A 24,683-nucleotide genomic window follows, 5' to 3' on the forward strand; every position below is an offset into this window, starting at 1 on the left:
GGATGTGACGAGTGCTGTAGGGACCTCGGGTACTGCCATCACGTCGCGCGTGCATTCGCTGAACAGACCGAACATGGTCAGTGTCGGCACCATAGTGTGGCTTTCCAGTGAGTTGATGTTCTTTGCTGGCCTGTTCGCTATGTACTTCACTGCGCGCGCTCAGTCCGGCGGGAAGTGGCCGCCGCCGCCGACCGAGCTCAATCTCTATCAGGCGGTGCCGGTGACGCTGGTGTTGATCGCGTCGTCGTTCACCTGCCAGATGGGGGTGTTCGCCGCCGAGCGCGGCGACGTGTTCGGCCTGCGCCGCTGGTATGTGATCACCTTCATGATGGGCCTGTTCTTCATCCTTGGTCAGGCCTACGAGTACTACCACCTGGCGACCCACGGGACGACCATCCCGGGCAGCGCCTACGGCAGCGTGTTCTACCTGGCGACCGGGTTCCACGGCTTACACGTGACCGGTGGCTTGATCGCCTTCATCTTCTTGCTGGTCCGGACCGGGATGAGCAAGTTCACCCCGGCGCAGGCCACCGCCAGCATCGTCGTCTCCTACTACTGGCATTTCGTCGACATCGTGTGGATCGCGCTGTTCACGGTGATCTATTTCATCCGATGAGCCGGCCCCCCGAACAGGCATGAACCCCGAACAGGCATGAATAGGAGTGCTCAGTTGAAAAGACTGGGATTCACCCGATCCGGTGGCAGCGCGCAGCGGAACAGTCGCTCGCGGAGATGTCTCCACCGGCGGTTGTCGGGCGGGCTGCTACTGCTGATAGCGCTGACCGTCGCCGGTGGCCTGGCGGCCGTGCTGACACCTACCCCGCAGGTGGCCGTCGCTGACGAGTCGTCCTCAGCGCTGCTGCGCACCGGCAAGCAGTTGTTCGACACGTCGTGCGTGTCCTGCCACGGCGCCAACCTGCAGGGCGTACCCGACCACGGGCCCAGCCTGATCGGCGTCGGCGAGGCGGCCGTCTATTTCCAGGTCTCGACGGGCCGGATGCCCGCCATGCGGGGTGAGGCTCAGGCGCAGCGCAAGGAGCCGATCTTCGACGAGGCCCAGATCGACGCGCTCGGTGCCTACGTGCAAGCCAACGGGGGCGGGCCCACCGTGGTCCGCAACCCCGACGGCAGCATCGCCACCAAATCCCTGCGGGGAGACGACCTGGGGCGCGGCGGCGACCTGTTTCGCCTCAACTGCGCCTCCTGCCACAACTTCACCGGCAAGGGCGGCGCGTTGTCGTCGGGAAAGTACGCGCCCGACCTGGGACCCGCCAATGAGCAGCAAATCCTCACCGCGATGCTGACCGGGCCGCAGAACATGCCGAAGTTCGACGACCGCCAGCTGTCCTTCGAAGCAAAGAAGGACATCATCGCCTACGTGCGGACCGTCGCCGAGGAGCGGTCGCCGGGTGGCTACGGACTTGGCGGATTCGGACCCGCGCCCGAAGGCATGGCGATATGGATCATCGGCATGGTCGCCGCCATCGGGCTGGCACTGTGGATTGGGGCGCGATCATGAGCGACGGCTCTCCCGTGACCGGCGACGCCAAAACCGATATCGGTTCGGACACCGGCTCTGACACCGACAAGGGCACCGGCGCGGCCCATGAGCCGGACGAGGCTGCGCTGGCTGCGATGTCGCAGCAGGAACTGCTCGACCTGGGCGGCAAGCTCGACGGCGTCCAGATCGCCTACAAGGAACCCCGCTGGCCGGTCGAGGGCACCAAGGCCGAGAAACGTGCCGAGCGTGGAGTGGCGGTCTGGCTTTTGCTGGGCGGTGCATTCGGACTCGCCCTGCTGTTGGTTTTCCTCTTCTGGCCGTGGCAGTACAAAGCCAAGGGAGAGTCGGGAAGCTTCCTGTACTCCCTTGCCACCCCGCTGTACGGGCTGACTTTCGGGCTGTCCATCCTGGCGATCGCAATCGGGGCGGTGCTGTTCCAGAAACGCTTTATCCCGGAAGAGATTACGATCCAGGACCGGCACGACGGCGCGTCTCGCGAGATCGACCGCAAGACGGTGGTGGCCAATCTGACCGACGCCTTCGAGAGCTCGACCATCCGGCGCCGCAAGCTCGTCGGGCTGTCCTTGGGCATGGGATTGGGCGCGTTCGGGCTCGGCACTCTGGTTGCGTTTGCCGGCGGCCTCATCAAGAATCCGTGGAAGCCGGTCGTCCCCACGGCCGAGGGCATGAAGGCCGAGCTGTGGACGTCGGGCTGGACCCCGCGCTACAAAGGAGAGACGATCTATCTGGCGCGGGCCACCGGTTTGCACGACGGGCCACCGTTTATCAAAATGCGCCCCGAGGATATGGACGCCGGCGGCATGGAGACGGTCTTCCCGTGGCGGGAATCCGATGGTGATGGCACCACCGTGGAATCGCACGAGAAGTTGCAGGCCATCGCGATGGGCATTCGCAATCCGGTGATGCTCATCCGCGTCAAGCCAAGCGATTTGGGCAAAATGGTGAAACGTCAAGGCCAGGAGAGCTTCAACTTCGGCGAGTTCTTCGCCTACACCAAGGTCTGCTCGCACTTGGGTTGCCCGGCATCGCTGTACGAACAGCAGACCTACCGAATCCTGTGTCCGTGTCATCAGTCGCAGTTCGACGCGCTGCACTTCGCCAAGCCGATATTCGGCCCGGCGGCCCGCGCGTTGGCGCAACTGCCCATCACTATCGACTCCAACGGATATTTCGTCGCCAACGGCGATTTCGTCGAGCCCGTCGGACCGGCATTCTGGGAGCGCACAACATCATGAGTCCGAAACTCCGTCCTCCGAAAATCGGTGACGTTCTGGCTCGCCAAGCCGAGGACGTCGACACCCGGTATCACCCTTCGGCCGCGCTGCGCCGACAGCTGAACAAGGTCTTCCCGACCCACTGGTCGTTCCTGCTCGGCGAGATCGCGCTGTACAGCTTCATCGTCCTGCTGATCACCGGCGTGTACCTGACGCTGTTCTTTGACCCGTCGATGACCGAGGTCACCTACAACGGCGTCTATCAACCATTGCGCGGCGTCGAGATGTCGCGCGCCTATGAAACGGCACTGGACATCTCGTTCGAAGTCCGAGGCGGACTGTTTGTCCGCCAGATCCACCACTGGGCCGCGTTGATGTTCTCCGCGGCGATCATGGTGCACCTGGCCCGCATTTTCTTCACCGGCGCGTTCCGGCGGCCCCGCGAGGCCAACTGGGTCATCGGCTCGCTGCTGCTGATCCTGTCTATGTTCGAGGGCTACTTCGGCTACTCGCTGCCCGACGACCTGCTGTCAGGTATCGGCCTGCGCGCCGCGCTCTCCTCGATCACGCTGGGCATGCCGATCATCGGGACCTGGTTGCACTGGGCGCTGTTCGGGGGTGATTTCCCGGGCACAATCCTGATTCCCAGGCTCTATGCGCTGCACATTCTGCTGCTGCCGGGAATCATCCTGGCGCTGATCGGTATGCATCTGGCGTTGGTGTGGTTCCAGAAGCACACCCAGTTCCCCGGCCCCGGCCGGACCGAGCACAACGTCATCGGCGTGCGCGTCATGCCGGTGTTCGCGTTCAAGTCCGGCGCATTTTTCGCCGCGATCGTCGGCGTTCTGGGCCTGATGGGCGGCCTGCTGCAGATCAACCCGATCTGGAACCTGGGCCCCTATAAGCCCTCTCAGGTGTCGGCCGGCTCGCAGCCGGACTTCTACATGATGTGGACCGAGGGGCTGGCTCGTATCTGGCCGCCGTGGGAGTTCTACTTCTGGCACCACACCATTCCCGCGGCGGTGTGGGTGGCGCTGATTATGGGCCTGATCTTTGTGCTGCTGATCGTCTACCCATTCCTGGAGAAGCGGTTTACCGGCGATTACGCGCATCACAACCTGCTGCAGCGGCCACGGGACGCCCCGGTGCGGACCGCGGTCGGCGCGATGGCGATCGCCTTCTACATGGTGCTCACACTGGCCGCCATGAACGACATCATCGCGTTCAAGTTCCACATCTCGCTCAACGCGACGACCTGGATTGGCCGTATCGGCATGGTGGTGCTCCCACCGTTCGTGTACTTCATCAGCTACCGGTGGTCCATCGGCCTGCAGCGCAGCGACCGTGCGGTGCTCGAACACGGCGTCGAGACCGGCATCATCAAGCGCCTGCCGCATGGGGCCTACATCGAGCTGCACCAGCCGCTCGGCCCGGTCGACGACCACGGTCATCCGCTACCGCTGGAGTACCAGGGCGCTGCCGTTCCCAAGCGAATGAACAAGCTGGGCTCGGCCGGTGCGCCTGGTATTGGCAGCTTCCTGGCCGCCGATCCGGCGTCAGAGGACGCGGCACTGCGGGAGGCCGGTCATGCCGCCGAACAACGTGCGCTGACCGCGCTACGCGAATACCAGGACAGCATCGCCGGCTCGCCCAACGACGAGCACGGCCAGCACTAGGGACGAGACAGCCGGCGCGCCAGGGACAGCCCCTGCGCCGACACCGTTCCGGCTCGGGCCGTCGACCAGCCTGGACTCCGGAGCTACCCGCAGCAGCCAGCCGCAGGTGCGCACTTGCCGCGGATCCGCGGCCCCGCTAACTGCGCCACGCCGAACCGGCTACCCGGGTGGCTGTGGGCGTGCCTCGTGAGGATGTCCGGTCAAGCGAGACCAGGCGATTGCCGGTTGCCGGATCGGGTTATCGCTCGGCGACTGCGCGGCGCAGCTGCCGAACGTGGTACCACTCGATCGCCGGCATTCCTGCGGTGATAACCGCCGCCGCCCCGTAGCTGACCCATGATGCGCCGTCGTGACCGACGGCCATCAGATACGTTGCCAATGCCACACCGATCAAGGCGGTGCCGATGGCACCAGTCAGCGAGACGGTTCCGCGCAACCAGATCCGATCCACTGCTTCCCCGGATCGCTCGGCGGCCGCCTCGAATGCCCGGACTTGATCTCGGCGGGTCGAGCCGCCGACCGTACGCACCGCGGGTTTCCCCGGCCCGGCCGGCGGTCTGCCAAGCGCACGTGGCGGCACCGGCCTCGCCACCGACTCGGCCCCCGACATGCGGCGAGCCCGCAACAGCACCGGAATCGCCCCCGCAATGATCAACGCGGAGATGATGATGACGGCGTACAACACCCAGGTGGTGTCCGAGTCCCTCGCCACCTTGTGAAAGCCCCGTCCGAGGTCGGCCAGCGCGACCGCTGCGGCGACGCTGATGCCGACAAGCACCAGCCAGACCGCCGCACACGCGCCGATCAGGATGCGGTCAACGACCGCTGGAGCCACGATGCCGTCCGGCCCGCGCCGGTATGCGGAGTATCTCCCGAGCATCAGCAGCTCGTTTGCGGTGCGTCGTTGTTGTTCGATGACAGCACCGTCCCGTCGCTCGTGGTGATAGAGCAGTTGAGTTTGCTGACCCGGAAAAGGCTGGACGCCTCCACCGAGCCCACATCAGATTGTGAGATCGGTGTGACGGTCATCGACCATGGAATGTACACGTTGTGCTGCGTCCGCCGGCGCCCTGAAGCGTCGACATAGGTGACCGAGATGATGTCACCCGGTGCCTTGGTGCCGGTAACCGAATAAGTGACTTGTCGGGGACCAGCCGGCGTGGTGGTGGTCGTGGGCGGAGGCGCCGCCGCCGTCGTCGTCGCCGGAGGCGGGGCCGTCGCCGGTGGTGGCGGGGGCGGAGGCGTCACGGTCACGGTCTGCGTCTCCGTCGCTGTCGGGATCTCGGTGGTGGGCGGTGGTGGTGGCGGCGGTGGCGGTGGTGGCGGCGGCGTGGTTGTCGTTATCTCGTCCTGTACCGGGGGCGCCGACGAGGACGTCGTGGCCGGGTTGGCCAGTCTTTGGGATCCGGCGCGGGTGACGAGCAGCGATACCGAAACCACCAGGGCGATGGCGGCCAGTATGGCCGCCACGCCGACCACCCATGGCCAGCGCGGAGCGCCATGTTCGTCGTCGGCATCCGATGCGTCGTCGTAATTGTCGTAGTCGTAAAGACTGAGATCGGCCGGCAGATACGGCCCGCTGATGAATTGCTCGGACTCTGGCGCCGAGTACGCACGCGAGTAGGCTTCGGTCTCCCCCGTGGGATATGCCGCGTCGAAGTGGCCACTATCGTCAAGCGGTTTCAGTGCTCCGCCCTCGGCACCAGCTGTCAGCTCATCACCGGTGTCGCTCAAGGCTTCCAGTTCGGCGCTGGAATCGCCGGCGGAATCGGGTTCCTCAGGTTCCCGTCCCGGCGGATTCGGCCCGCTCATGTTTGCCTACCCTGTCCAAACTGCCTCACCAGAGCGCTGGGCTCCGCGGCTGCATGTGTGCGCGTGCGCTCGGTGGAATTTCACTGTGTATCGCAAACCCTACCCAACCGGGCAGGGCACAGAAGTCGCGGCTAACTGGCCGCCGATCAACTGATGCCCTGATTGTGACCTTTCCGGCTTTGATCAGTGCTTCTCGGGTCCGACGTAGTACTCGAAGACCAGTCCGGCCGCCGAGGCCAGGACGAATACCACGCCGGCAACGATGAGCCAGGGCAGCCATAGCGCTACGCCCGTCGCCGCCACCGAACCGGACAACGCAACCAGGATCGGCCACCAGCTGTGCGGGCTGAAGAACCCCAATTCTCCTGCGCCATCGCTAATTTCGGCACCCTCGTAGTCCTCGGGCCGGGTGTCCAGCCGGCGGGCCACAAATCGGAAGAACGTGGCCACGATCAACGCCATACCGCCTGTCAGCGCCAGCGCAGTTGTGCCGGCCCACTCGACCCCACCGGTGGCGAACATCGAAGTCAGCACACCGTAGAGCACCGCACACAATACGAAGAACGCGGCGACGAACTCGAAAAGCCTGGCTTCGATATGCATTCTGCAGTGTCCTAACCTTGGCTCGGGGCCAATTGACCGCGGCGGGCGTCGAACGGATGGGTGGTCACGGCGAGGGGCGGCTGGTTGATCGCCTGCAGGGCTTCGGCGTTGGTCTTGCCGTCGATACGTTGCTGTAAATAGGCCTTGAAGTCGTTGGGGGCCACCACGCGAACTTCGAAGTTCATCATGGCGTGGTAGGTGCCGCACATTTCGGCGCAGTGACCGACGAACGCTCCGGTCTTGGTGATCTGCTCGATCTGGAAAATGTTGACCGAATTATTCGCAGCCGGATTGGGCATCACGTCACGCTTGAACAAGAACTCGGGCACCCAGAAGGAATGGACCACGTCGGCCGAGTTCAGCTGGAATTCGATGCGCTTGCCGGCCGGCAAGACCAGGACCGGAATTTCGTTCGTGGTGCCCAGCGTCTCGATCTTGTCGAAATTGAGATAGCTGCGGTCCTCGGTGTTACGGCCGGCAACCGGTCCGACGAGCTCTTCACCATGGGCGTCCTTGCCTTCCGGCTTGGATTCAACGGCGTGCTTGCGGGCCTCGTCGGCGCCATCGTAGGTCAAGGTGTGGTCGTGGAAGTCGACCCGCTGATAGCCGAACTTCCAGTTCCATTGAAAAGCCGTGACGTCGACCACGACTTCTGGGTCGTTGGTGGTGTGCAGCATCTTCTCCTGCACGACAACGGTGAAGTAGAACAGCACCGAAATGATGAGGAACGGCGTGACTGTCAGCACCAGCTCAAGGGGCATGTTGTAGCCGAACTGTCGAGGAAAGTCGGCGTCGCTTCGCTTCTTTCGGTGAAAGACTGCCGTCCAGAAGATCAGACCCCACACGATGACCCCGACCACCAGGGAGGCGATCACCGCACCGACCCACAACTCCCGGTTGACATGGGCTTCCGGGGTGACGCCCTCGGGCCAACCGAGGCCTAGCGCTTCCGACCAGCTGCAACCGCTCAGGGTGACAGCCAGCGCGCCGAGGGCCCCGGCCAGTGCCGCCAGCCGTCGGCGTGGGGTGACCCCGCGCGCTCCGCGCCGCCGACCGCCGGAACGGATCTCAGAATTGCCCTGCGACAAGCAATGCGAACGACCTGGCTCGCGAAGTGTCACGTTGCGCCTCCTGTAGCACAAGCTGGGCCGACTCGGGTTAGGCGCCGCTTCCGGCGGGAATCGTCGGCTAACTCGGATTCGAATACTACGCAGCGTAGACCACGCCGCCCGCGGTGGCGACGATGCGTGCCAAAACGACCGGCGGTGCCGCTACCCTGGCCCGCGGTGGCGGCACCGCCGGATCGAGTGAGACGGTGCGTAGCCCGCCCGCGGTGGTGACCAGGAGCTCGATACAACCCCTTTCGGAACTCCACATCGTGAACCGACGAGCGCGAGATCCGGTCTCGATCACCATTACCCGCCGGCCGCGCCCGGGCAGCAGCGCCTCGTGCGGCATACTGGGGCGCCGTGTGCGGACTGCTGGCCTTCGTCGCGGCCCCGGCTGGCGCTGCCGAGACCCAGGGGTCCGACGCTGCTGCCCGTAGCGTCACGGAGGCCGACAGCGCGATCGCCCGCGCGTCGCACCTGATGCGCCACCGTGGCCCCGACGAGCCGGGCACCTGGGTCGACCCGGACGCCGACGGATCGGTGATCTTCGGGTTCAACCGGCTGTCCATTATCGACATCGCCCATTCCCATCAGCCGCTGCGGTGGGGGCCGCCGGAGGAGCCACAGCGCTACGTGCTGGTGTTCAACGGCGAGATCTACAACTACCTGGAGCTGCGCGACGAACTCCGCGCCCGGCACGGCGCCGTATTCGTGACCGACGGCGACGGCGAGACGATCGTCGCCGGCTACCACCACTGGGGCACCGGCGTGCTCAAGCGGCTGCGCGGCATGTTCGCCTTCGCGCTGTGGGACACCGTCACCCGCGAATTGTTCTGCGCCCGCGACCCGTTCGGCATCAAGCCGCTGTTCCTGGCGACCGGCGCCGGCGGCACCGCGGTGGCCAGCGAGAAGAAGTGCCTGCTGGACCTCGTCGACTTGCTCGAATTCGACACCGAAATCGACCGCCGGGCGCTGCAGCACTACGTCGTGCTGCAGTACGTGCCGGAGCCCGAGACGCTGCACCGCGGGGTGCGACGGCTCGAATCAGGGTGTTATGCCTGGATTCGGCCCGGGCGCGAGCCGGAGATCACCCGCTACTTCGTGCCGCGTTTCGCCGCCACCCCGATCACGCCCGACACCGAGCAGGCGCGCTACGACGAGATCACGGCGGTGCTGGAGGACTCGGTGGCCAAGCACATGCGCGCCGACGTCACCGTCGGCTCGTTTCTGTCCGGGGGTATCGACTCCACGGCCATCGCCGCCCTGGCCATCCGGCACAACCCGCGGCTGATCACCTTCACCACCGGTTTCGAGCGGGAGGGTTTTTCCGAGCTCGACGTGGCCGTGGCCTCCGCCGAGGCGATCGGCGCGCGCCACGTCGCCAAGGTGGTCAGCGCGGACGAGTTTGTGGCCGCCCTGCCCGAAATCGTCTGGTATCTCGACGAACCGGTGGCCGATCCGGCGCTGGTCCCGCTGTTCTTCGTCGCCCGGGAGGCCCGCAAGTACGTCAAGGTGGTGCTGTCCGGGGAAGGCGCCGACGAACTGTTCGGCGGCTACACGATCTACCGCGAACCGCTGTCGCTGAAACCGTTCGACTACCTGCCGCGGCGGCTGCGGCGGTCGATGGGGAAAGCCTCCAAACCGCTGCCGGAGGGCATGCGCGGCAAGAGCCTGCTGCACCGCGGCTCGTTGACGCTCGAGGAGCGCTACTACGGCAATGCCCGCAGCTTTTCCGACGCACAGCTGTGCGACGTGTTGCCCGGCTTCCGCGAGAACTGGACCCATACCGACGTCACGGCGCCGGTGTACGCGCAGTCGGCCGGTTGGGATCCGGTGGCCCGCATGCAGCACATCGACCTGTTCACCTGGCTGCGCGGCGACATCCTGGTCAAGGCCGACAAGATGACGATGGCCAATTCGCTCGAGCTGCGGGTGCCGTTCCTGGACCCCGAGGTGTTCGCGGTGGCCTCCCGGGTACCGCTGCAGGCCAAGATCACCCGCACCACCACCAAATATGCGCTGCGCCGCGCGCTTGAGCCCATCGTTCCGGCACACGTGCTGCACCGGCCCAAGCTGGGGTTTCCGGTGCCGATCCGGCACTGGTTACGCGCCGGCGAGCTACTGGAGTGGGCCTACCAGACGGTGGCCTCGTCGGACGCCGGGGATCTCATCGACCTGGGCGCCGTCCGCCGGATGCTCGATGAGCACCGGACCGGCGCCAGCGATCACAGCCGCCGGCTGTGGACCGTGCTGATCTTCATGCTGTGGCACGCGATCTTTGTCGAGCGCAGCGTGGTGCCGCAGATCGGAGAGCCGCAGTATCCGGTCCAGTTATGACGGCCAGCAGACCCAATAGCCCCCGAAAACCGTGGTTTTCGGGGGCTATTGTGTCTTACTCGAAAATGCGGTGACCCGAAGCGGGTGAGTGGCGGGCCCCCGGTGTTGGGCGGCGTGGGTGAGGGGTTCGAGAGTGACTGTGTAGCCAAGGGCCTGCAGTTGTTTGATGGCTTTTGCTTTGGTTTGCCCAGGGTGGTGTCGGGTGGAGTAGTCGGCGCCGGGGTCGTGGTAGAAGGCGCCGTTGACCACCATGTTCCAGGCGTCAATGAGCATGCTGTGTTCGACAGCGACCACGGCGATCAGGGCGGGCACCGACGGGCTGCGAGCTTTGCGGCGGTGGGATGTGGCGGGCCGGTGGGTGCCGGCGATGCGGCGGTAGCGGGCGTTGTAGTAGGTGTCTTTGGAACGCGCTGCCGACAGCGCGGCCACCCCGAGAGCGGCTTTGAGGTGGCGGTTGCCGGGGCGGGTGGTGGCCGATTTGAGCCGGCCCGCCGATTCGTTGCAGCCGGGCACCACCGCGGCCCACGACGCCAAATGGGCAGCGGTGGGAAACACGCTCATGTCCGCGCCGGTCTCGGCGATAAACACATCGGCGACGATGTGGGAAAAGCCTGGGATACTCATCAGCAATTCCCGGGCGGGTTGAAAGGGTTTGATCGCCTCCTCGATGCGCTCCTCAAGGCGGGCGATGTCGGCGCCGTGGGCGTCGATGCGATCCAAATACAGCCGAGCCATAAACGCGTGATGGTCGCTAAACGGCCCGCGCAACGCCTCGGTCGATGCGGGGATCTTCTCACTCGAAAATGCGAGCCGCTGTTTGGCCAGATCGGCGAGCACCACCGGATCACGCTGCCCGCCGATCAACGCCTCCAGCATCGCCCGCCCCGAGACCCCGACGATGTTGGAGGCCACCGCCGACAGTTTGATCCCGGCATCTTCGAGCGGCTTTTCCAGCCGCTGGATTTCTTTGGTGCGCGCTCGGGTGATGGTGGTGCGCGCCCGGGTCAGATCACGCAACACCCGAATCGGCTCCGGCGGCACGGTACACGCCGATGCGGTCTGGGTGACGGCCTCGGCAGTGTGTGTGAATGAGACGGAACGCGGTATAACCCAATGACTCTGGCCCCGAATCGACGATGATCGCCTGGTGGCGGATCGCCTTGGCGGTGGCAGTGATCCACTGCTCCCACTCGTCGGGGTGTTGCGGCTCGACCTCAGCGTGCAGCAGTAGCTGGCCGCAAAGCGGGCAGCGTCCGCGCTGCATGCGGATCAGTCTCGACCGGGCCCGGCCCAGCGGGGGTCTCCCGCGGCGGCGCCGGGTCGCCCAGTAGTCGGTCAAGGCAGGGTCGTCCGGGGACGCCCAGCCCTTGACCAGGGTGTGCCGGGTGATCGCCGTCCAGGCGAACTTGACCAGGTAGGCGCCGTGTCGCGGTCACCGAATACCCAGCGGTCGCGCCGGGACGGGTGGAACGCGCCGAAGTAACGGGACACGATCCAGCGCCGTCCCTTGTGCGGATGGGTGAATCTGGCCCACTTGTCGGTGAGCTTCCACACGTGATTGTCCAGCGCATTGAACACCCGGGCCGACACGCAGTGCCGGTAGTAGGCCGACCACCCCCGAATGATCGGGTTGAGCCGGATGAGCACCATCTGGGCGTTGTGGCCCCGCAGTGCTCGCATCTCGGTGGTCAGCCGTGCCCGGATCCGTTTCACGGCCGCCTTGCTGGGTTTGATCAGCAGCCTGTTGCGGTAGCGGCGGATGTTGAACCCCAGAAAATCCACCCCGTCCTCGAGGTGCACGATACGGGTCTTGTCCTCGTTGAAGACCAGACCCCGAGGTCGCAGCCACTCCGTGAGCCGCGCCTTGACCTGTTGGGCGTGTTCCCGCGAGTGGCACAGGGCCAGCAGATCATCGGCGTATCTGATCAAAACTGGGGAGCCCGGCCGCGCCGTTTCGGCGTTGGTGCCGGTGCGGATATAGCGGACTCCGGCGGCCTGTTCCATTCCGTGCAGGGCAACGATCAGCAACGGGCTGATCACCCCGCCTTGTGGGCTGCCGTCCTCGGTCGGTGCGAACCGACCTTGATCGATCACCCCCGCGCGTAGCCAGGCCGCGATCATTCCCGCGCGGGGAACGAGCCGAGCTGTGCGAGAAGATGGGCATGATCGATGCGGTCGAACGCGGCGGCCAAATCGGCGTCTAGCGCCCACACGCGTTTGCAGGTCGCACCGCGAGCGGTCACGAAGATCGCCTGCATTGCGTCCTGACAGCTACGGCCTGGCCGAAACCCATACGATCGGGACTCGAACCGGGCCTCCCACTCGGGTTCTAGCGCGTTGACCGTGAGCGCTTGCAGCGCCCGATCGGCGATCACGGGAATCCCGAGGCCGCGCCGTTTTCCGTTGCTCTTCGGAATGAACACCCGCTTGACCGGTCGAGGTCTCCACGCGTTGGTGTCGCGCTGCAGCCAGGTGGCCATCTCGGCCTTTTCCCATCCCGCGAGCACGACCCTGCCGTCGACCCCGGCCGTCTTGCGGCCAGCGTTGAGCTCGGTGACCCGCCGCACACTCAGCAGAGCGTTTGCGTGGGAACCCAGCATCAGCTTCTGCAGATTACGGACCCGCTTGAGGTCCCCCGCCTGCATCGCCGTGAAGATTCGTCGCCGCAGCCTCCGTACGTCGTCTTCGACTTGGCGCCAATCCACGGCGTCCCAGTCGATGATCTCGTCCTCAGGTCCGTTCACCGTCACGGTGTCCAACTTGCCCATCGGTTCTGGAGTCTCCGATCATCTGGTCTTCACAGGCTCACCCGACCCACGTCAGCTCCCTTTCGGGCCGGGCAGCACGCCCGTATCCGACCGGTTATGCGGCTACCATCTGGCGGAGGAGCCAAATCGTGCGGTTGCCGGTTTCCCGTTGCCTTTCGGTGTGTCGGCATCGGCTTCTTGGGTCATCCAGCGCCTGCCGGGGAGTTGCACCTTCCCCACGGTCGGCCTACCGGCAGAATTCACCGGACCCCAACAGGGTTGTCATGTTGCGCATGAACAAGATTCGACCGGGCAGGGTGCCCCCTTTACCCCGGGGACGGTGATGCGCTCCCGACCAGCGACTATCCTCTGGCCGACACCCGCCGCTTCCAGCGGGTCCCTACGGCCCCGCTGACACATCCCATCGGCGGGGGTCACCTTCACAAGGCGTCATCAGGGGTTCACTCGCGTTCACCCATCACCGCACGACGACTGGATGCCGCCCCGCAGCCGGGAAGCGCGTTCGCTTCCCGCCGGTCTTCTCCTCGCCCACGGTCCACGGATGGAACGCGAACCGCTTCGGCTTCTACCCCGGGCTTCGCACCCCGCAGTCACCCGCAGAGCACGCCGAGGCGAAGACAGGCCCTCACGCACTGGCCCGAGTACTACACCTACGGCATCAGCCGAACCTCCAAACGGTGCCTCCTGCTTCACTCATGCACCCTCATGTCGCACATACTCCGAGGTGGATTCGATCACCACGCAGCTGACCTGCTCGGCGATCCGATGCTCGACCACCGCCAAGATCTCGGCGGTGGTCGAGCCCCACGTGCTCACCGTCGTCGACGTGGCACGCCGACCCTGCCCCTGAACCCGGATACACGCCGTGGCGTCCTTCGTCGAGACATCGATACCCACACACCGCGGACGTATCACCTCCATAGTGGCACTCCTTCACCCAGAGTTATTGTCGTGGAGCGCGTTTCGGAGAGAGTCAAACAAACAGGAGTCTCACTCACGTGCGCACAGGCAACAATCCACCGCCCCCGCACAACCACCGGGGCACTCTCCGCTCCCAAGCTGCTCGCCGTGCTCACCGGCACCACAGACGCAACGGGGTCCACCGAAACACCCCCACGCCTCGACCCCACCAGCCCGCCAAACAACCACTTACCCAGCCGAACGGCCGGCACCAATTTTCATCCCCCACCGCGGGGCTGGCCTAGCCCCCCGGACAACTGCTCGCGGGGCTAGGCCAGCACCGCGGTGATCTCGGCGGCGGCCTCGTCGCCGTAGGCACCGGCCAGCCGGGACGCCGCGGCCTGGTGATCCCACCGCCACTGTTGGGTGCCGGTTGATTCCAGCACCAACACCGCGACCAGCGAACCCAGTTGCGCGGACCGCTCCAGGGCCAACCCGGCGCTTCGCCCCATCAGGAAACCGGCGCGAAAGGCGTCGCCGACCCCGGTCGGGTCGGTCTGGCTGGTTTCGGGGACCACTCCGACGTGGACGGTGGTGCCGTCCGGGTCCACCACATCCACGCCCTTGGGGCCCAGCGTGGTCACCCGCAGATCGATCTGGGCCATCACCTCGGCCTCCGACCAACCGGTCTTCGACAAGAGCAGGTCCCATTCGTAGTCGTTGGTGAACAGGTAGGTGGCGCCGCCGATGAGCTGGCGGATTTCCTCGCCGGACAGCCGAGCCAGCTGCTGGGAGGGATCAGCGGCGAAGGCCAGCCCCAGCTTGCGGCATTCCTCGGTGTGCAAGAACATCGCCTCGGGGTCGTTGGCGCCGATGATGACCAGCTCCGGCGTGCCGATCGCCGACACCACGTCGGCGAGCTTGATGGTGCGGGCCTCGGACATGGCCCCCGGATAGAACGACGCGATCTGGGCCATGTCCACATCGGTGGTACACGTGAACCGTGCCGTGTGCGCAGTCTCGGAGATCAGGACGTGATCACAGTTGACACCGTGGGCTTTGAGCCAGTCGCGGTAATCGGAGAAGTCGGCGCCGGCCGCGCCGACCAGCGCCACGTCGCCACCCAGCACGCCGATGGCGAAGGCCATATTTCCGGCCACGCCGCCGCGGTGCACCACCAGGTCGTCGACTAAGAAGCTGAGCGACACCTTGTGCAGGTGTTCGGGCAGCAGTTGCTCGGAAAATCGGCCTGGAAACCGCATCAGATGGTCGGTTGCAATCGAACCGGTTACCGCAATCGTCACAAAATCTCCGTCCTTGATCCGTAAGGTCGTCTAGCCTCTCACAATTATCGGCGCCGCGGCCCGCCCCGTCGCGTCGACAGCCGACGGCCGGTGTTGCGCTAGCCTGCCCTAGGGAACTCACCTGATTGCCGGAATCCGCTGCCGGGCGGCAAGCCCACATGTCGTTTCGTCCACCACCGTAGGAGAACCACGATGGCCGGTCAGCACCCGCCGAACCCTGCCGTCGGCACCGAAGGAGCCCGAGAGGTGCGACCGTACCCGCAGACCGGGCCCGATGAGCCTCTTGAATACCCCCATGAAGCGGCCGACCGGCAACCCGGCTTTCCCCCCGCCCCGGCGGCGGGTTATCCCGGCATGCCGGGCTCCTATCGAAGGCGACGGCCGAAGCGGCTGCTGATCGGCACGCTGCTGGCCCTCGCCTTGGTCGGTGCGTTGACGGCGGCAATCGTGTACGGGGTTCGCACCAACGGGGCCAACACCGGGGGCACCTTCACGGAAACATCGGCCAAAACGGCGATTCAGGGCTACCTCAAGGCACTCCAGCACCGCGATGTCGACGTCATTGTGCGCAACGCGCTGTGCGGGATCTATGACGGGGTCAAGGACCGGCGGTCGGATCAGGCCCTGGCCAAGTTGAGCAGTGACGCCTTCCGCAAGCAGTTCTCCCAGGCCGACGTGACGTCGATCGACAAAATCGTGTACTGGTCGCAATACCAGGCCCAGGTGCTGTTCACCATGCAGGTAACACCTGCCACCGGCGGCCCGCCGAAGGGGCAGATGCAGGGCATCGCGCAGCTGCTCTTCCAGCGCGGGCAGATACTGGTCTGCTCCTACGTGCTGCGCACAGCCGGGCAATATTGACCGGGCCGGGATGATCCCGGCCCGGTAGACCCACTTCGGTCAGGTCAGTTGAAGGAATCCCCACACGCGCAGGACCCGGTTGCGTTGGGGTTGTCGATCGTGAAGCCCTGCTTCTCGATAGTGTCCACGAAATCGATCGATGCGCCTTCCACATACGGCGCACTCATCCGGTCGACCGTCAACGTCACGCCGCCGAACTCCGCCCTCAGGTCGCCGTCAAGCGTCCGGTCGTCGAAGAACAGGTTGTAACGCAGGCCGGCGCAGCCTCCCGGCTGCACCGCAATCCGCAGCGACAGGTCGTCACGCCCCTCCTGATCGAGCAGGGACTTCGCCTTGGCGGCAGCGGCCTCGGTCAGGATCACACCATGAGTCTTGGCGGTCGGCTCGTTCTGCACCGTCATTGCTTCTCCTACATGCCTCATCGTTAGGTGGGCTCGCCGGCTGGCGTGTCAGCCCGGGCCGTCGGGAAAAACCCACTGCTACTAACGGTACCCCGCAGGCCGGGGATTCCCGAGTCGCGCGGCGACTTCCGACGCCAAACCCATCAGCTGATTGGCCGCATCGGCCAGTGCCAACCGCACCGAACCCGCATAGTCGGCGATGGACAAGGCCGACATGATCCCCGACGATCGGATCGTCGATTTATCCAGGACCACTTGCCCGGCCAGCACTATCACCGGAATGCCCAGCGGACGGGCCGCGGCCGCGATCTCGCCGACGACCTTGCCGTGCAGCGACTGCTCGTCGAACTTGCCCTCACCGGTGATGATCAGCTGCGCTTCGGCCAGGTCGTCGGCCAAGTTGGTGTGTTCGGCGATGATCGCGGCACCGGACTCGCATCGGCCGCCGAGCGCGAGCAGACCCGCGCCGATGCCGCCGGCGGCACCCGCACCGGGCTCGGCGCTCACCGCCCGCCCGGCGGCCGCGTCCAGTTCCACCGCCCATGCCTCGAGACGGGCCTCCAGTGCGGCGACGGTGGCCGCGTCCGCGCCCTTCTGCGGCGCGAACACCCTGGCCGCGCCCCATGGTCCCACCAGCGGGTATTCCACGTCGGAGGCGGCGATCAGCTCGACTCCGGCGAGTCGTCGCCGGGCGGCGTCCAGGCCGCCGAGTTCGGTGATCATGCCGTACCCACCGTCCGTGCACGCGCTACCGCCCAGCCCGACCACAATGCGGCGCGCCCCGGCCGCGACTGCGGCAGCGATGAGCTGGCCCACTCCCCTGCTGTGCGCGGTCAACGCGGTCTCGGTCGTCGGCGGACCACCGAGCAGGGACAGGCCGCAGGCCTGCGCACACTCCAGGTAGGCGGTTGCCGAGGCCTGATCGAACATCCATGCGGCGTCCACGGCGGTATCCAGCGGCCCGGACACCCGCAGCAGCCGCGACTCCCCGAAGCGGCTTTGCAGCACTTCGATAAAACCGGGCCCGCCGTCGGACTGCGGAGCCACGATGAACGTGTCGTTCGGCCGGGAGCGGGTCCAGCCGGTGGCGATCACCGCGGCGGCATCCACCGCCGACAGGCTGTCGCCGTAGCAGTCCGGGGCCACCAGTACCCGCATCGCGGGCAGCTGGATCCGGCCGGGCCCGAGGGCATCGGCAGCGGCATCCGAAGCAGACCTGCCGTCCATTACAAGCAAGAGTAGGGCTAACACGGATGCTGGCGCTGGGTAACAGCAGCACAATTCCCCGGCACTGCCCGCGCGCACAGTAACCTGTCGACTGTGAAGCTGCTGGGCCGAAAGAAGGGCCACGAAGAAGGCGCCGAGGTATCGGCGAAGGCTGAGGACAGCCAGGGGGCGCAGACCCGTTCCCCGGCCGAGCCCGCAACTTCTCGCGGGTCCCGAGCAACCGGACCTAAGGGCCGGCCGACGCCCAAGCGCAGCGAGGCAAGGCGCAGCGCAAAGAAGGGCCCAGTCGTCCCGGCGCCGATGACGGCCGCCGAGGCGCGTGCCCGGCGCAAGTCGCTGGCCGGCCCGAAACTGAGCCGCGCCGAACGCCGGGCCGAACGCACTGCCAGCCGGGCCCGGATGAGCGAACGCCGCGAACGAATGATGGCCGGGGAGGAGGCCTATCTGCTGCCGCGCGACCAGGGCCCGATACGCCGTTATGTCCGCGATGTGGTCGATGCCCGGCGTTTTAGCCTGCTGGGCCTGTTCATGCCCTCGGCGCTGGCTTTGCTGTTCGTGATGTTCGCCGTCCCGCAGCTGCAGCTCTACATGTCGCCCGCGATGCTGGTGCTGATGGCCCTGATGACCATCGACGGGATCCTGTTGGGTCGCAAGGTGAGCAGGCTGGTCGACGCGAAGTTCCCGAGCAACACCGAAAGCCGTTGGAAACTCGGCCTTTACGCTGCCGGCCGGGCGTCACAGATGCGCCGGATGCGGGCGCCGCGCCCCCAGGTGGAGCGCGGAGCCAGCATCGGTTAGCGCCGGAAAGCTGGCTGACCACTCATGCGCACACCGGTTCTCGGCGGGATCAGGTCGGGCAAGTCCCGCTGGGCGGAGCGCACCATCCCGGATTCACTGGCACCCGGCCACCCGGTCCGCTACCTGGCGCCGGTCGCCGAGTCCGACCCAGCCTGGGCGCAGGAGTGGGCGCAACGGGTCGCCAAGCATCGCGAACGCCGGCCTGGGCACTGGTCGACCGTCGAAACTGACGGCATCATCACCCGGTTGCGGCGGCCACGGGACACCGCGAGGCTCGTCGGCGACCCCAGCGCCTGGCTGACCGCCGCCCCGGACCATCATCGGGCCTGGGACAGCGGATCCGGGGCCGGTCCCGCCCACGACCTGGTCGACGCGGTCAGCACCTTCGAGTCGACGCCGGTACTCGTCAGCCCTGAAGTCGGGCTGACCGTCGTTTCGGCAACCGCATCCGGGCGCCGCTTCGCCGACGAGCTGGGCAGCCTCAACCAGCGAATGGCAGCGATCTGCGATCAGGCGATGCTGGTGGTGCCCGGGCAGGCCGTCCCGATCATGCCGTCACGCACATGATCGGATTCGCGCCGATATCGCCGCCCGACCCGGATGCCGAAGCCGCCGCGCGAGCCCGACAGGACGTCCTGACCAAGCCGCGGGGAGCGCTGGGCCGCCTCGAGGACCTGTCGGTCTGGGTGGCCTCCTGCCAGGGCCACTGTCCGCCGCGGCAGTTCCAGCGCGCCCGGGTGGTCGTTTTCGCCGGTGACCACGGCGTCGCCAGGTCGGGGGTGTCGGCGTACCCGCCGGAAGTCACCGACCAGATGGTCGCCAATATCGACGCCGGCGGGGCGGCGATCAACGCGTTGGCTGACGTGGCCGGTGCGACGGTGCGGGTGGCGGACCTGGCTGTGGATTCCGATGCGGTGTCGGAGCGGATCGGCGCGTACAAGGTGCGCCGCGGCAGCGGTGATATCAGCACTGAAGACGCATTGACCGCCGACGAGACGGCCCGCGCCATCGCGTCCGGCCAGCAGATCGCCGACGAGGAGGTCGATGCCGGCGCCGATCTGCTCATCGCCGGCGACATGGGAATCGGGAACACCACCGCATCGGCAGTCCTGGTGGCGGCGCTGACCGACACCGAACCGGTCGCGGTGGTCGGGTTCGGGACCGGGATCGACGATGCCGGCTGGGCCCGCAAGACGGCCGCGGTGCGTGATGCGCTGTTCCGGGCGCGGCCGGTGCTGCCCGACCCGGTGGGGCTGCTGCGCTGCTGCGGTGGCGCGGATCTGGCGGCGATGGCGGGATTTTGCGCGCAGGCCGCGGTCCGGCGGACTCCGCTGTTGCTCGACGGCATGGCGGTGACGGCCGCAGCTCTGGTCGCCGAACGCCTGGCGCCCGGCGCCCGGCAGTGGTGGCAGGCCGGTCACCGGTCCACCGAACCGGGCCACCAGCTGGCCCTGACGGCGCTGCAGCTGGATCCGATTCTGGACCTGCGGATGCGGTTGGGCGAGGGCACCGGCGCCACGCTTGCGCTGTCGGTGCTGCGCGCCGCAGTGGCCGCGCTGTCGTCGATGGCTACCTTCACCGAGGCCGGTGTGTCCGGTCCCCGAACCTCCGGTATCGGCCCGGCCTGGCCGTGATCCGTTACCTGGCAACAGCTTTCGCCTTCGGCACGGTGGTGCGCATGCCGAGCTCGCGGGCCGCTCCGATGGGACGCGGCTCGATGACGGCGCTACCGGTGGTCGGCGCGGCGCTGGGTGGCCTGGCCGCCACTGTCACCTGGGCCGGCGCTGTGGTCTTCGGGCCGTCCAGCCCGTTGTCCGGGTTGCTGGCAGTGACGGTGTTGCTGGCGGCAACCCGCGGCCTGCACATCGACGGCGTTGCCGATACGGCCGACGGTCTGGGCTGCTACGGCCCGCCGCAGCGCGCGCTGGCCGTGATGCGCGACGGGTCTTCGGGGCCGTTCGGGGTGGCCGCCGTGGTCCTGGTCATCACGCTGCAGGGGCTGGCCTTCGCGATGCTGGGCGTAGCCGGCGTCATCGTGGCGGTGTTCGCCGGCCGGATCACCGCGGTGCTGGCCTGTCGCCGGTCGGTACCGGCGGCCGAGGGCAGCACCCTGGGTGCGCAGGTCGCCGGTACCCAGCCTGCGGCCGTGGTCGCGGCCTGGCTGGCGGTGCTGCTGGCGGCTTCGCTGCCGGCGGGTCCCCGGCCCTGGCAGGGACCGGTTGCGGTACTGGTTGCGGTGGTGTGCGGGGCCGCCCTGGTCGCGCACTGCAGGCGCCGGTTCGGCGGCGTCACCGGTGACGTGATCGGCGCGGCCATTGAACTCACGACGACGGTCAGCGCACTTATGCTGGCGGCACTGGCCCGCTTCTAGTCTGTCGCGACACCGCCGTTCCCCCAATCGGGGGACAAGCGTTTCCCCTGATTGTGGCCGATCGGAGGATTGTCTCGGCCGCTTAGCAGCCCTAACCTCTTCAGACATGCCGCTATCACCGTCGACCAGGCCGGTCGCTGCCGCTTCGGCGCGGACCAGCCCGTTCGGGCGATTGGTGACCCAGGGCACTTTCTACACCACCGGAATGCAACTCAGCAACAGCGCCGTGGTGCTGCCCTTCATCTGCGCACATCAGGGCATCACCTGGGCGGCCGGGATGCTGTTTCCGGCGTACAGCATCGGCTTGATCATGGGAAATTCGGCGTCGCCGGCGATCCTGCAGCGAGCCGGCCGGATGCGCCACGTGCTGCTGGCGGCGACCGCGGCGACGGTGGCCGCGCTGCTGATCTGGGATGCGGTAATCCCATGGACCGGCGTCTACGCCGCGGCGGTGTTTCTGCTGACCACAGCCGCCGCCGGAGTTGTCATCGCGGTGGCGACTGTCGCCTATACCGACATGGTCTCCAGCAAGTTGCCCGCACGACGCCGCGGCGAACTGTTCCTGACTCAAGGTGCCGCGGGATCGACGCTGGCCACCGGCGTCATGCTGCTGATCGCGCCCATGCTGGCCAGCGGTGATCAAATAGCCCACTACCGTGATCTGCTGTGGCTGGGTGCCCTGGCTCTGATCGCTTCCAGTGTCGCTGCGCTGCTCGTGGGTCCCATGCGGTCCGCGTCCACCACCGCCCGCCCGCCGCTTCGGGAAATCTATCGACAGGGTTTCGCGGTCGCCCAGGCCCAGCCGTGGTTTCGCCAGTACGCGATGACGTATCTGCTGTTCGCCCCGATCTGCCTGGGAACCACCTTCTACAGCCTGCGCGCCGCAAAGAAGATGGGTAGCTTGCATGTGCTGGTGGTCCTGTCCAGCGTCGGACTGGTCGTCGGTTCGGCGTTCTGGCGCAAGGTCTACCGCCGGTTCGGAGTGCGCGGCATGCTGCTGGGCAGCGCACTGTGCAGCACGACCGCAGCCCTGGTGTGCATCGTGGCGGAGTTGTCCGGCCAGTGGTACCACCTGTGGGCGTACGGCACGGTTTTCCTGTTGGCGACGCTGGCCGCCCAGCCCGTATCCGCCGCGTCGGTTTCCTGGATCAGCGTGTTCGCCGCCGAGCAGCACCGCGCGACGCTGATCGGCTTCGGGGCGACGTTGCTCGCGATCACGTTCACCCTGGTGGGCGGTGTCCTCGGCATGATCGCCCAAAAACACGCCACCGTCTGGCCGGTCGTCGTTGTGCTGGCGCTGTCCCTGGTTGCCGCTTTCGCAGCCGTCCGGGCACCCGGGCCAATGGACGACCGGGCGCACGATCGATCATCGCGACCGCAGACCCGCGTACCAAGGCTGGTCCTTCTCACCGACTGTGACGGCTCCGTCCGCCGCCGGCCGACCGTACGGGCCGCGCGCAGCTGGCAATCCGAGCCGGTTCGGCCGGCCGCCGCCGCAGCCGCGGCAGCCAGTTAGCCCAACCGCGACATCCACCCGTGGGTGTCGGCGAAGGTGCCCCGCTGGATTCCGGTCAACGTGTCACGCAACGCCATGGTCAGCTCACCGGGCTGGCCGTCGGCGATGGTGAACTCGACGTCGCCGCATTTCACCCGCGAGACCGGGGTGATCACGGCGGCGGTACCGCAAGCGAACACCTCGGTGATCTCGCCGACGGCGGCCTTCTTCTGCCACTCGGCCATATCGATCTTGCGCTCCTCGACGGTGACACCGGCATCAATCGCCAAGTGCAGCAACGAATCCCGCGTGATGCCGGGCAGCAGCGAGCCGGACAGCTCCGGGGTGACCAGCCTGGCCGATCCGCCGCTGCCGAACACGAAGAAGATGTTCATCCCGCCCATTTCTTCGACGTAGCGGCGTTCGACGGCGTCCAGCCACACCACCTGGTCGCATCCGTTGTCGACGGCTTCGGCCTGGGCCAGCAGCGAGGCGGCGTAGTTGCCGCCGCACTTGGCCGCGCCCGTGCCACCGGGGCTGGCTCGCACGTATTCCGTTGACACCCAGACGCTGACGGGATTGACGCCACCCTTGAAGTACGCGCCTGCTGGTGAGCCGATCAGCAGGTAGCGGTATTCCTTGGCCGGCCGCACTCCCAGGCCGGGCTCGGTGGCGATGATGAACGGCCTCAGATACAACGCTTCTTCACCGCCGGCCTGCGGTACCCAGGCGTTGTCGACGGCGATGAGCTGACACAGTGATTCGATGAACAGCTCGTCGGGCAATTCCGGGATCGCCAGCCGCCGGGCCGAGGACCGCAATCTTGCGGCGTTGGCCTCGGCCCGAAACGACACGATCGAGCCGTCCGTCCAGCGGTAGGCCTTGAGGCCTTCGAAGACCTCTTGCGCGTAATGCAGCACGATCGCCGACGGGTCCAGCTCGATCGGGCCATAGCCGATGACCCGCGCGTTGTGCCAGCCCGTGCCCTCGGTGTAGTCGATCGAGACCATGTGGTCGGTGTGAAACGTGCCGAAACCGGGGTCCTGCAGGATCGCTACGCGCTGGGCATCGCTTGCCGGATTCGCCGCGCGCGTAACCGTGAACTGTAGGGACCCGCTGGTCATGGCGCCGATTCTATCGGTGTAGGAAGGGTTTTCCGCACGCGAGTGGGTCGCTAACGCGTTTTCGCCTCGACGAACGGCGGGCGCACCACAGCGCAGTCGACCGTGCGGCCGCGAAGCTCGACGGTGACCTGCCCACCGTCGACCACTTCCGCATCGCTATCGATCAGCGCCAGCGCGATGCCGGCCTGCAGCGTGGGTGAAAACGTTCCCGAGGTGGTAACCCCGACCGCCCTATCCCCGACCAGCACCGTCAGACCCGGGCGCAAGACGCCGCGCCCGACCATCCGCAGTCCCCACAGCAACCGCCGCGGCCCCGCTGCCTTCTCCGCCAGCAGCGCGTCGCGGCCGAAGAACGCATCCTTTTTCCAGCCGATCGCCCAGCCGCAGCGGGCCTGCAACGGCGAAATGTCGCGCGAAAGTTCATGCCCGTGCAGCGGATAACCCATCTCGGTGCGCAGTGTGTCGCGAGCGCCCAGACCGGCGGGCTGGCCGCCGGCGTCGGTGACCGCCGCCGCGAGCGCGTCGAACACCACGCCGGCAGCCTCCCAGGGCGGCAGCAGTTCGTAGCCGTGCTCACCGGTGTAGCCGGTGCGGCATACCCGCACCGGAACTCCCGAATACGCCGAATCCGCGTAGCCCATGTAATCCATGTCGGTCGGCAGGCCCAGTGCGGTGAGCACATCGGTGGAGCGCGGGCCCTGCACCGCTAAGACCGCATAGGAGCGATGCAGGTCGGTGATCGTCAGCTCACCCGGGGCGGCGGCCTGCAATGCGCCGACCACCGCTGCGGTGTTGGCGGCGTTGGGTACCAGGAAGATCTCGTCGTCGTCGACGTAGTAGGCGATCAGGTCATCGATGACGCCGCCGGATTCGTTGCAGCACAACGTGTATTGCGCCTTACCGGGGCCGATGCGATGCAAGTCGTTGGTCAGCGCGGAGTTGACGAACTCCGCCGCACCCGGTCCCCGGACCAGCGTCTTGCCGAGGTGGCTGACGTCGAACAGGCCGACGGCAGTGCGGGTGGCATGGTGCTCGCCGACGGTCCCGGCATACGACACCGGCATCAGCCAGCCGCCGAATTCGGCGAAACTGGCACCCAATGCGCGGTGGCGATCTTCCAGGGGTCCATGCTGCAGCTCATCGGTCACGACGACTCACCCT

The 24,683-nt window shown here is 66.7% G+C and carries 24 protein-coding genes and 2 pseudogenes; 11 read left to right on the top strand and 15 right to left on the bottom strand.

All coding sequences use genetic code 11. The features are described 5' to 3' along the window. The first annotated feature begins 4 nt into the window (after positions 1-4). The 4 genes from ctaE to qcrB are packed head-to-tail and all read left to right on the top strand — an operon-like array spanning position 5 to position 4,412. Positions 5-616: an aa3-type cytochrome oxidase subunit III gene (gene ctaE / locus EET10_RS16750; protein ID WP_036407277.1), complete on the top strand. Its 612-nt coding sequence runs from the start codon at positions 5-7 to the stop codon at positions 614-616. 54 nt (positions 617-670) lie between these two features. Further along, complete coding sequence (gene qcrC, locus EET10_RS16755) at positions 671-1,519, top strand: cytochrome bc1 complex diheme cytochrome c subunit (RefSeq protein ID WP_036407322.1); 849 nt, start codon at positions 671-673, stop codon at positions 1,517-1,519. After that, positions 1,516-2,757: a cytochrome bc1 complex Rieske iron-sulfur subunit gene (gene qcrA, locus EET10_RS16760; RefSeq protein ID WP_082273349.1), complete on the top strand. Its 1,242-nt coding sequence runs from the start codon at positions 1,516-1,518 to the stop codon at positions 2,755-2,757. The genes qcrC and qcrA overlap by 4 nt, the downstream gene beginning before the upstream one ends. Continuing rightward, entirely contained in the window at positions 2,754-4,412 is a 1,659-nt protein-coding gene (gene qcrB, locus EET10_RS16765) for a cytochrome bc1 complex cytochrome b subunit (protein WP_036407280.1), read from the top strand. Before qcrA ends, qcrB begins: the two co-directional genes overlap by 4 nt. Positions 4,413-4,650: 238 nt before the next feature. Here the strand turns inward: qcrB and EET10_RS16770 are convergent, their stop codons facing one another. The 5 genes from EET10_RS16770 to EET10_RS16790 form a co-directional block, all read right to left on the bottom strand. Continuing rightward, positions 4,651-5,292, bottom strand: a complete 642-nt coding sequence (locus EET10_RS16770) for a DUF2561 family protein (RefSeq protein ID WP_036407282.1) — start codon at positions 5,290-5,292, stop codon at positions 4,651-4,653. Further along, a complete protein-coding gene (locus tag EET10_RS16775; protein ID WP_036407285.1) occupies positions 5,292-6,224 on the bottom strand; it encodes an MmpS family transport accessory protein in 933 nt (310 codons plus the stop codon). Before EET10_RS16775 ends, EET10_RS16770 begins: the two co-directional genes overlap by 1 nt. A gap of 183 nt (positions 6,225-6,407) precedes the next feature. Then, positions 6,408-6,827, bottom strand: a complete 420-nt coding sequence (locus tag EET10_RS16780) for a cytochrome c oxidase subunit 4 (RefSeq protein WP_023364906.1) — start codon at positions 6,825-6,827, stop codon at positions 6,408-6,410. Positions 6,828-6,838: 11 nt separating this feature from the next. Then, positions 6,839-7,948 (bottom strand): aa3-type cytochrome oxidase subunit II, encoded by a 1,110-nt coding sequence (gene ctaC / locus EET10_RS16785; RefSeq protein WP_063466730.1) that lies wholly within the window; start codon positions 7,946-7,948, stop codon positions 6,839-6,841. Between the two features lie 85 nt (positions 7,949-8,033). Beyond that, positions 8,034-8,285, bottom strand: a complete 252-nt coding sequence (locus tag EET10_RS16790) for a hypothetical protein (RefSeq protein WP_036407287.1) — start codon at positions 8,283-8,285, stop codon at positions 8,034-8,036. Between the two features lie 11 nt (positions 8,286-8,296). On the opposite strand from EET10_RS16790, the gene asnB reads away from it, so the two are divergent. Continuing rightward, complete coding sequence (gene asnB, locus EET10_RS16795) at positions 8,297-10,273, top strand: asparagine synthase (glutamine-hydrolyzing) (RefSeq protein WP_036407289.1); 1,977 nt, start codon at positions 8,297-8,299, stop codon at positions 10,271-10,273. Between the two features lie 120 nt (positions 10,274-10,393). Here asnB and EET10_RS16800 read toward each other — a convergent pair. The 6 genes and pseudogenes from EET10_RS16800 to EET10_RS16810 form a co-directional block, all read right to left on the bottom strand. Next, positions 10,394-11,323, bottom strand: a pseudogene (locus EET10_RS16800) (transposase); the annotation flags it as partial. Further along, the gene (locus tag EET10_RS30955) at positions 11,283-11,537 is read right to left on the bottom strand and encodes a hypothetical protein (RefSeq protein ID WP_246013617.1); all 255 of its coding nucleotides are present in this window, start codon (positions 11,535-11,537) and stop codon (positions 11,283-11,285) included. The pseudogene EET10_RS16800 and the gene EET10_RS30955, both read right to left, overlap by 41 nt. Before the next feature lie 71 nt (positions 11,538-11,608). After that, complete coding sequence (locus tag EET10_RS32345) at positions 11,609-11,953, bottom strand: group II intron maturase-specific domain-containing protein (protein WP_246013723.1); 345 nt, start codon at positions 11,951-11,953, stop codon at positions 11,609-11,611. A gap of 138 nt (positions 11,954-12,091) precedes the next feature. Next, positions 12,092-13,041 (bottom strand): annotated as a pseudogene (locus EET10_RS30965) (reverse transcriptase N-terminal domain-containing protein); the annotation flags it as partial. A gap of 693 nt (positions 13,042-13,734) precedes the next feature. Then, positions 13,735-13,962, bottom strand: a complete 228-nt coding sequence (locus EET10_RS29240; protein ID WP_136623061.1) for a hypothetical protein — start codon at positions 13,960-13,962, stop codon at positions 13,735-13,737. 308 nt (positions 13,963-14,270) lie between these two features. Continuing rightward, positions 14,271-15,245: a carbohydrate kinase family protein gene (locus tag EET10_RS16810; RefSeq protein WP_036402763.1), complete on the bottom strand. Its 975-nt coding sequence runs from the start codon at positions 15,243-15,245 to the stop codon at positions 14,271-14,273. A gap of 192 nt (positions 15,246-15,437) precedes the next feature. On the opposite strand from EET10_RS16810, the gene EET10_RS16815 reads away from it, so the two are divergent. Then, on the top strand, positions 15,438-16,106 hold the full coding sequence (locus EET10_RS16815; RefSeq protein WP_122502332.1) for an Rv0361 family membrane protein: 669 nt from the start codon (positions 15,438-15,440) through the stop codon (positions 16,104-16,106). A 44-nt stretch (positions 16,107-16,150) separates the two neighbouring features. Here EET10_RS16815 and EET10_RS16820 read toward each other — a convergent pair whose 3' ends face one another. Continuing rightward, the gene (locus tag EET10_RS16820; protein ID WP_036402761.1) at positions 16,151-16,507 is read right to left on the bottom strand and encodes an iron-sulfur cluster assembly accessory protein; all 357 of its coding nucleotides are present in this window, start codon (positions 16,505-16,507) and stop codon (positions 16,151-16,153) included. Positions 16,508-16,588: 81 nt separating this feature from the next. Further along, positions 16,589-17,665, bottom strand: a complete 1,077-nt coding sequence (locus EET10_RS16825; RefSeq protein ID WP_099188445.1) for a glycerate kinase family protein — start codon at positions 17,663-17,665, stop codon at positions 16,589-16,591. 162 nt (positions 17,666-17,827) lie between these two features. On the opposite strand from EET10_RS16825, the gene EET10_RS16830 reads away from it, so the two are divergent. The 5 genes from EET10_RS16830 (at position 17,828) to EET10_RS16850 (ending at position 22,419) form a co-directional block, all read left to right on the top strand. Next, positions 17,828-18,532, top strand: coding sequence for a DUF3043 domain-containing protein (locus tag EET10_RS16830; RefSeq protein WP_036402758.1), 705 nt, complete (start codon positions 17,828-17,830; stop codon positions 18,530-18,532). 24 nt (positions 18,533-18,556) lie between these two features. After that, entirely contained in the window at positions 18,557-19,099 is a 543-nt protein-coding gene (locus EET10_RS16835) for a bifunctional adenosylcobinamide kinase/adenosylcobinamide-phosphate guanylyltransferase (RefSeq protein ID WP_036402755.1), read from the top strand. Continuing rightward, positions 19,096-20,166, top strand: a complete 1,071-nt coding sequence (gene cobT, locus EET10_RS16840; protein ID WP_051490497.1) for a nicotinate-nucleotide--dimethylbenzimidazole phosphoribosyltransferase — start codon at positions 19,096-19,098, stop codon at positions 20,164-20,166. The genes EET10_RS16835 and cobT overlap by 4 nt, the downstream gene beginning before the upstream one ends. Next, entirely contained in the window at positions 20,163-20,903 is a 741-nt protein-coding gene (locus EET10_RS16845) for an adenosylcobinamide-GDP ribazoletransferase (protein ID WP_063466549.1), read from the top strand. Before cobT ends, EET10_RS16845 begins: the two co-directional genes overlap by 4 nt. Before the next feature lie 106 nt (positions 20,904-21,009). Beyond that, on the top strand, positions 21,010-22,419 hold the full coding sequence (locus EET10_RS16850) for a hypothetical protein (RefSeq protein ID WP_051490496.1): 1,410 nt from the start codon (positions 21,010-21,012) through the stop codon (positions 22,417-22,419). Here the strand turns inward: EET10_RS16850 and EET10_RS16855 are convergent. Then, positions 22,416-23,522, bottom strand: coding sequence for a branched-chain amino acid aminotransferase (locus EET10_RS16855; protein WP_063466550.1), 1,107 nt, complete (start codon positions 23,520-23,522; stop codon positions 22,416-22,418). The two genes, EET10_RS16850 and EET10_RS16855, sit on opposite strands and share 4 nt — an antisense overlap. Positions 23,523-23,572: 50 nt before the next feature. Beyond that, on the bottom strand, positions 23,573-24,670 hold the full coding sequence (gene gcvT / locus EET10_RS16860) for a glycine cleavage system aminomethyltransferase GcvT (RefSeq protein WP_036402753.1): 1,098 nt from the start codon (positions 24,668-24,670) through the stop codon (positions 23,573-23,575). Positions 24,671-24,683 lie beyond the last annotated feature (13 nt).

Origin of the sequence: Mycobacterium pseudokansasii (assembly GCF_900566075.1) — a bacterium.
Lineage (GTDB): Bacteria > Actinomycetota > Actinomycetes > Mycobacteriales > Mycobacteriaceae > Mycobacterium > Mycobacterium pseudokansasii.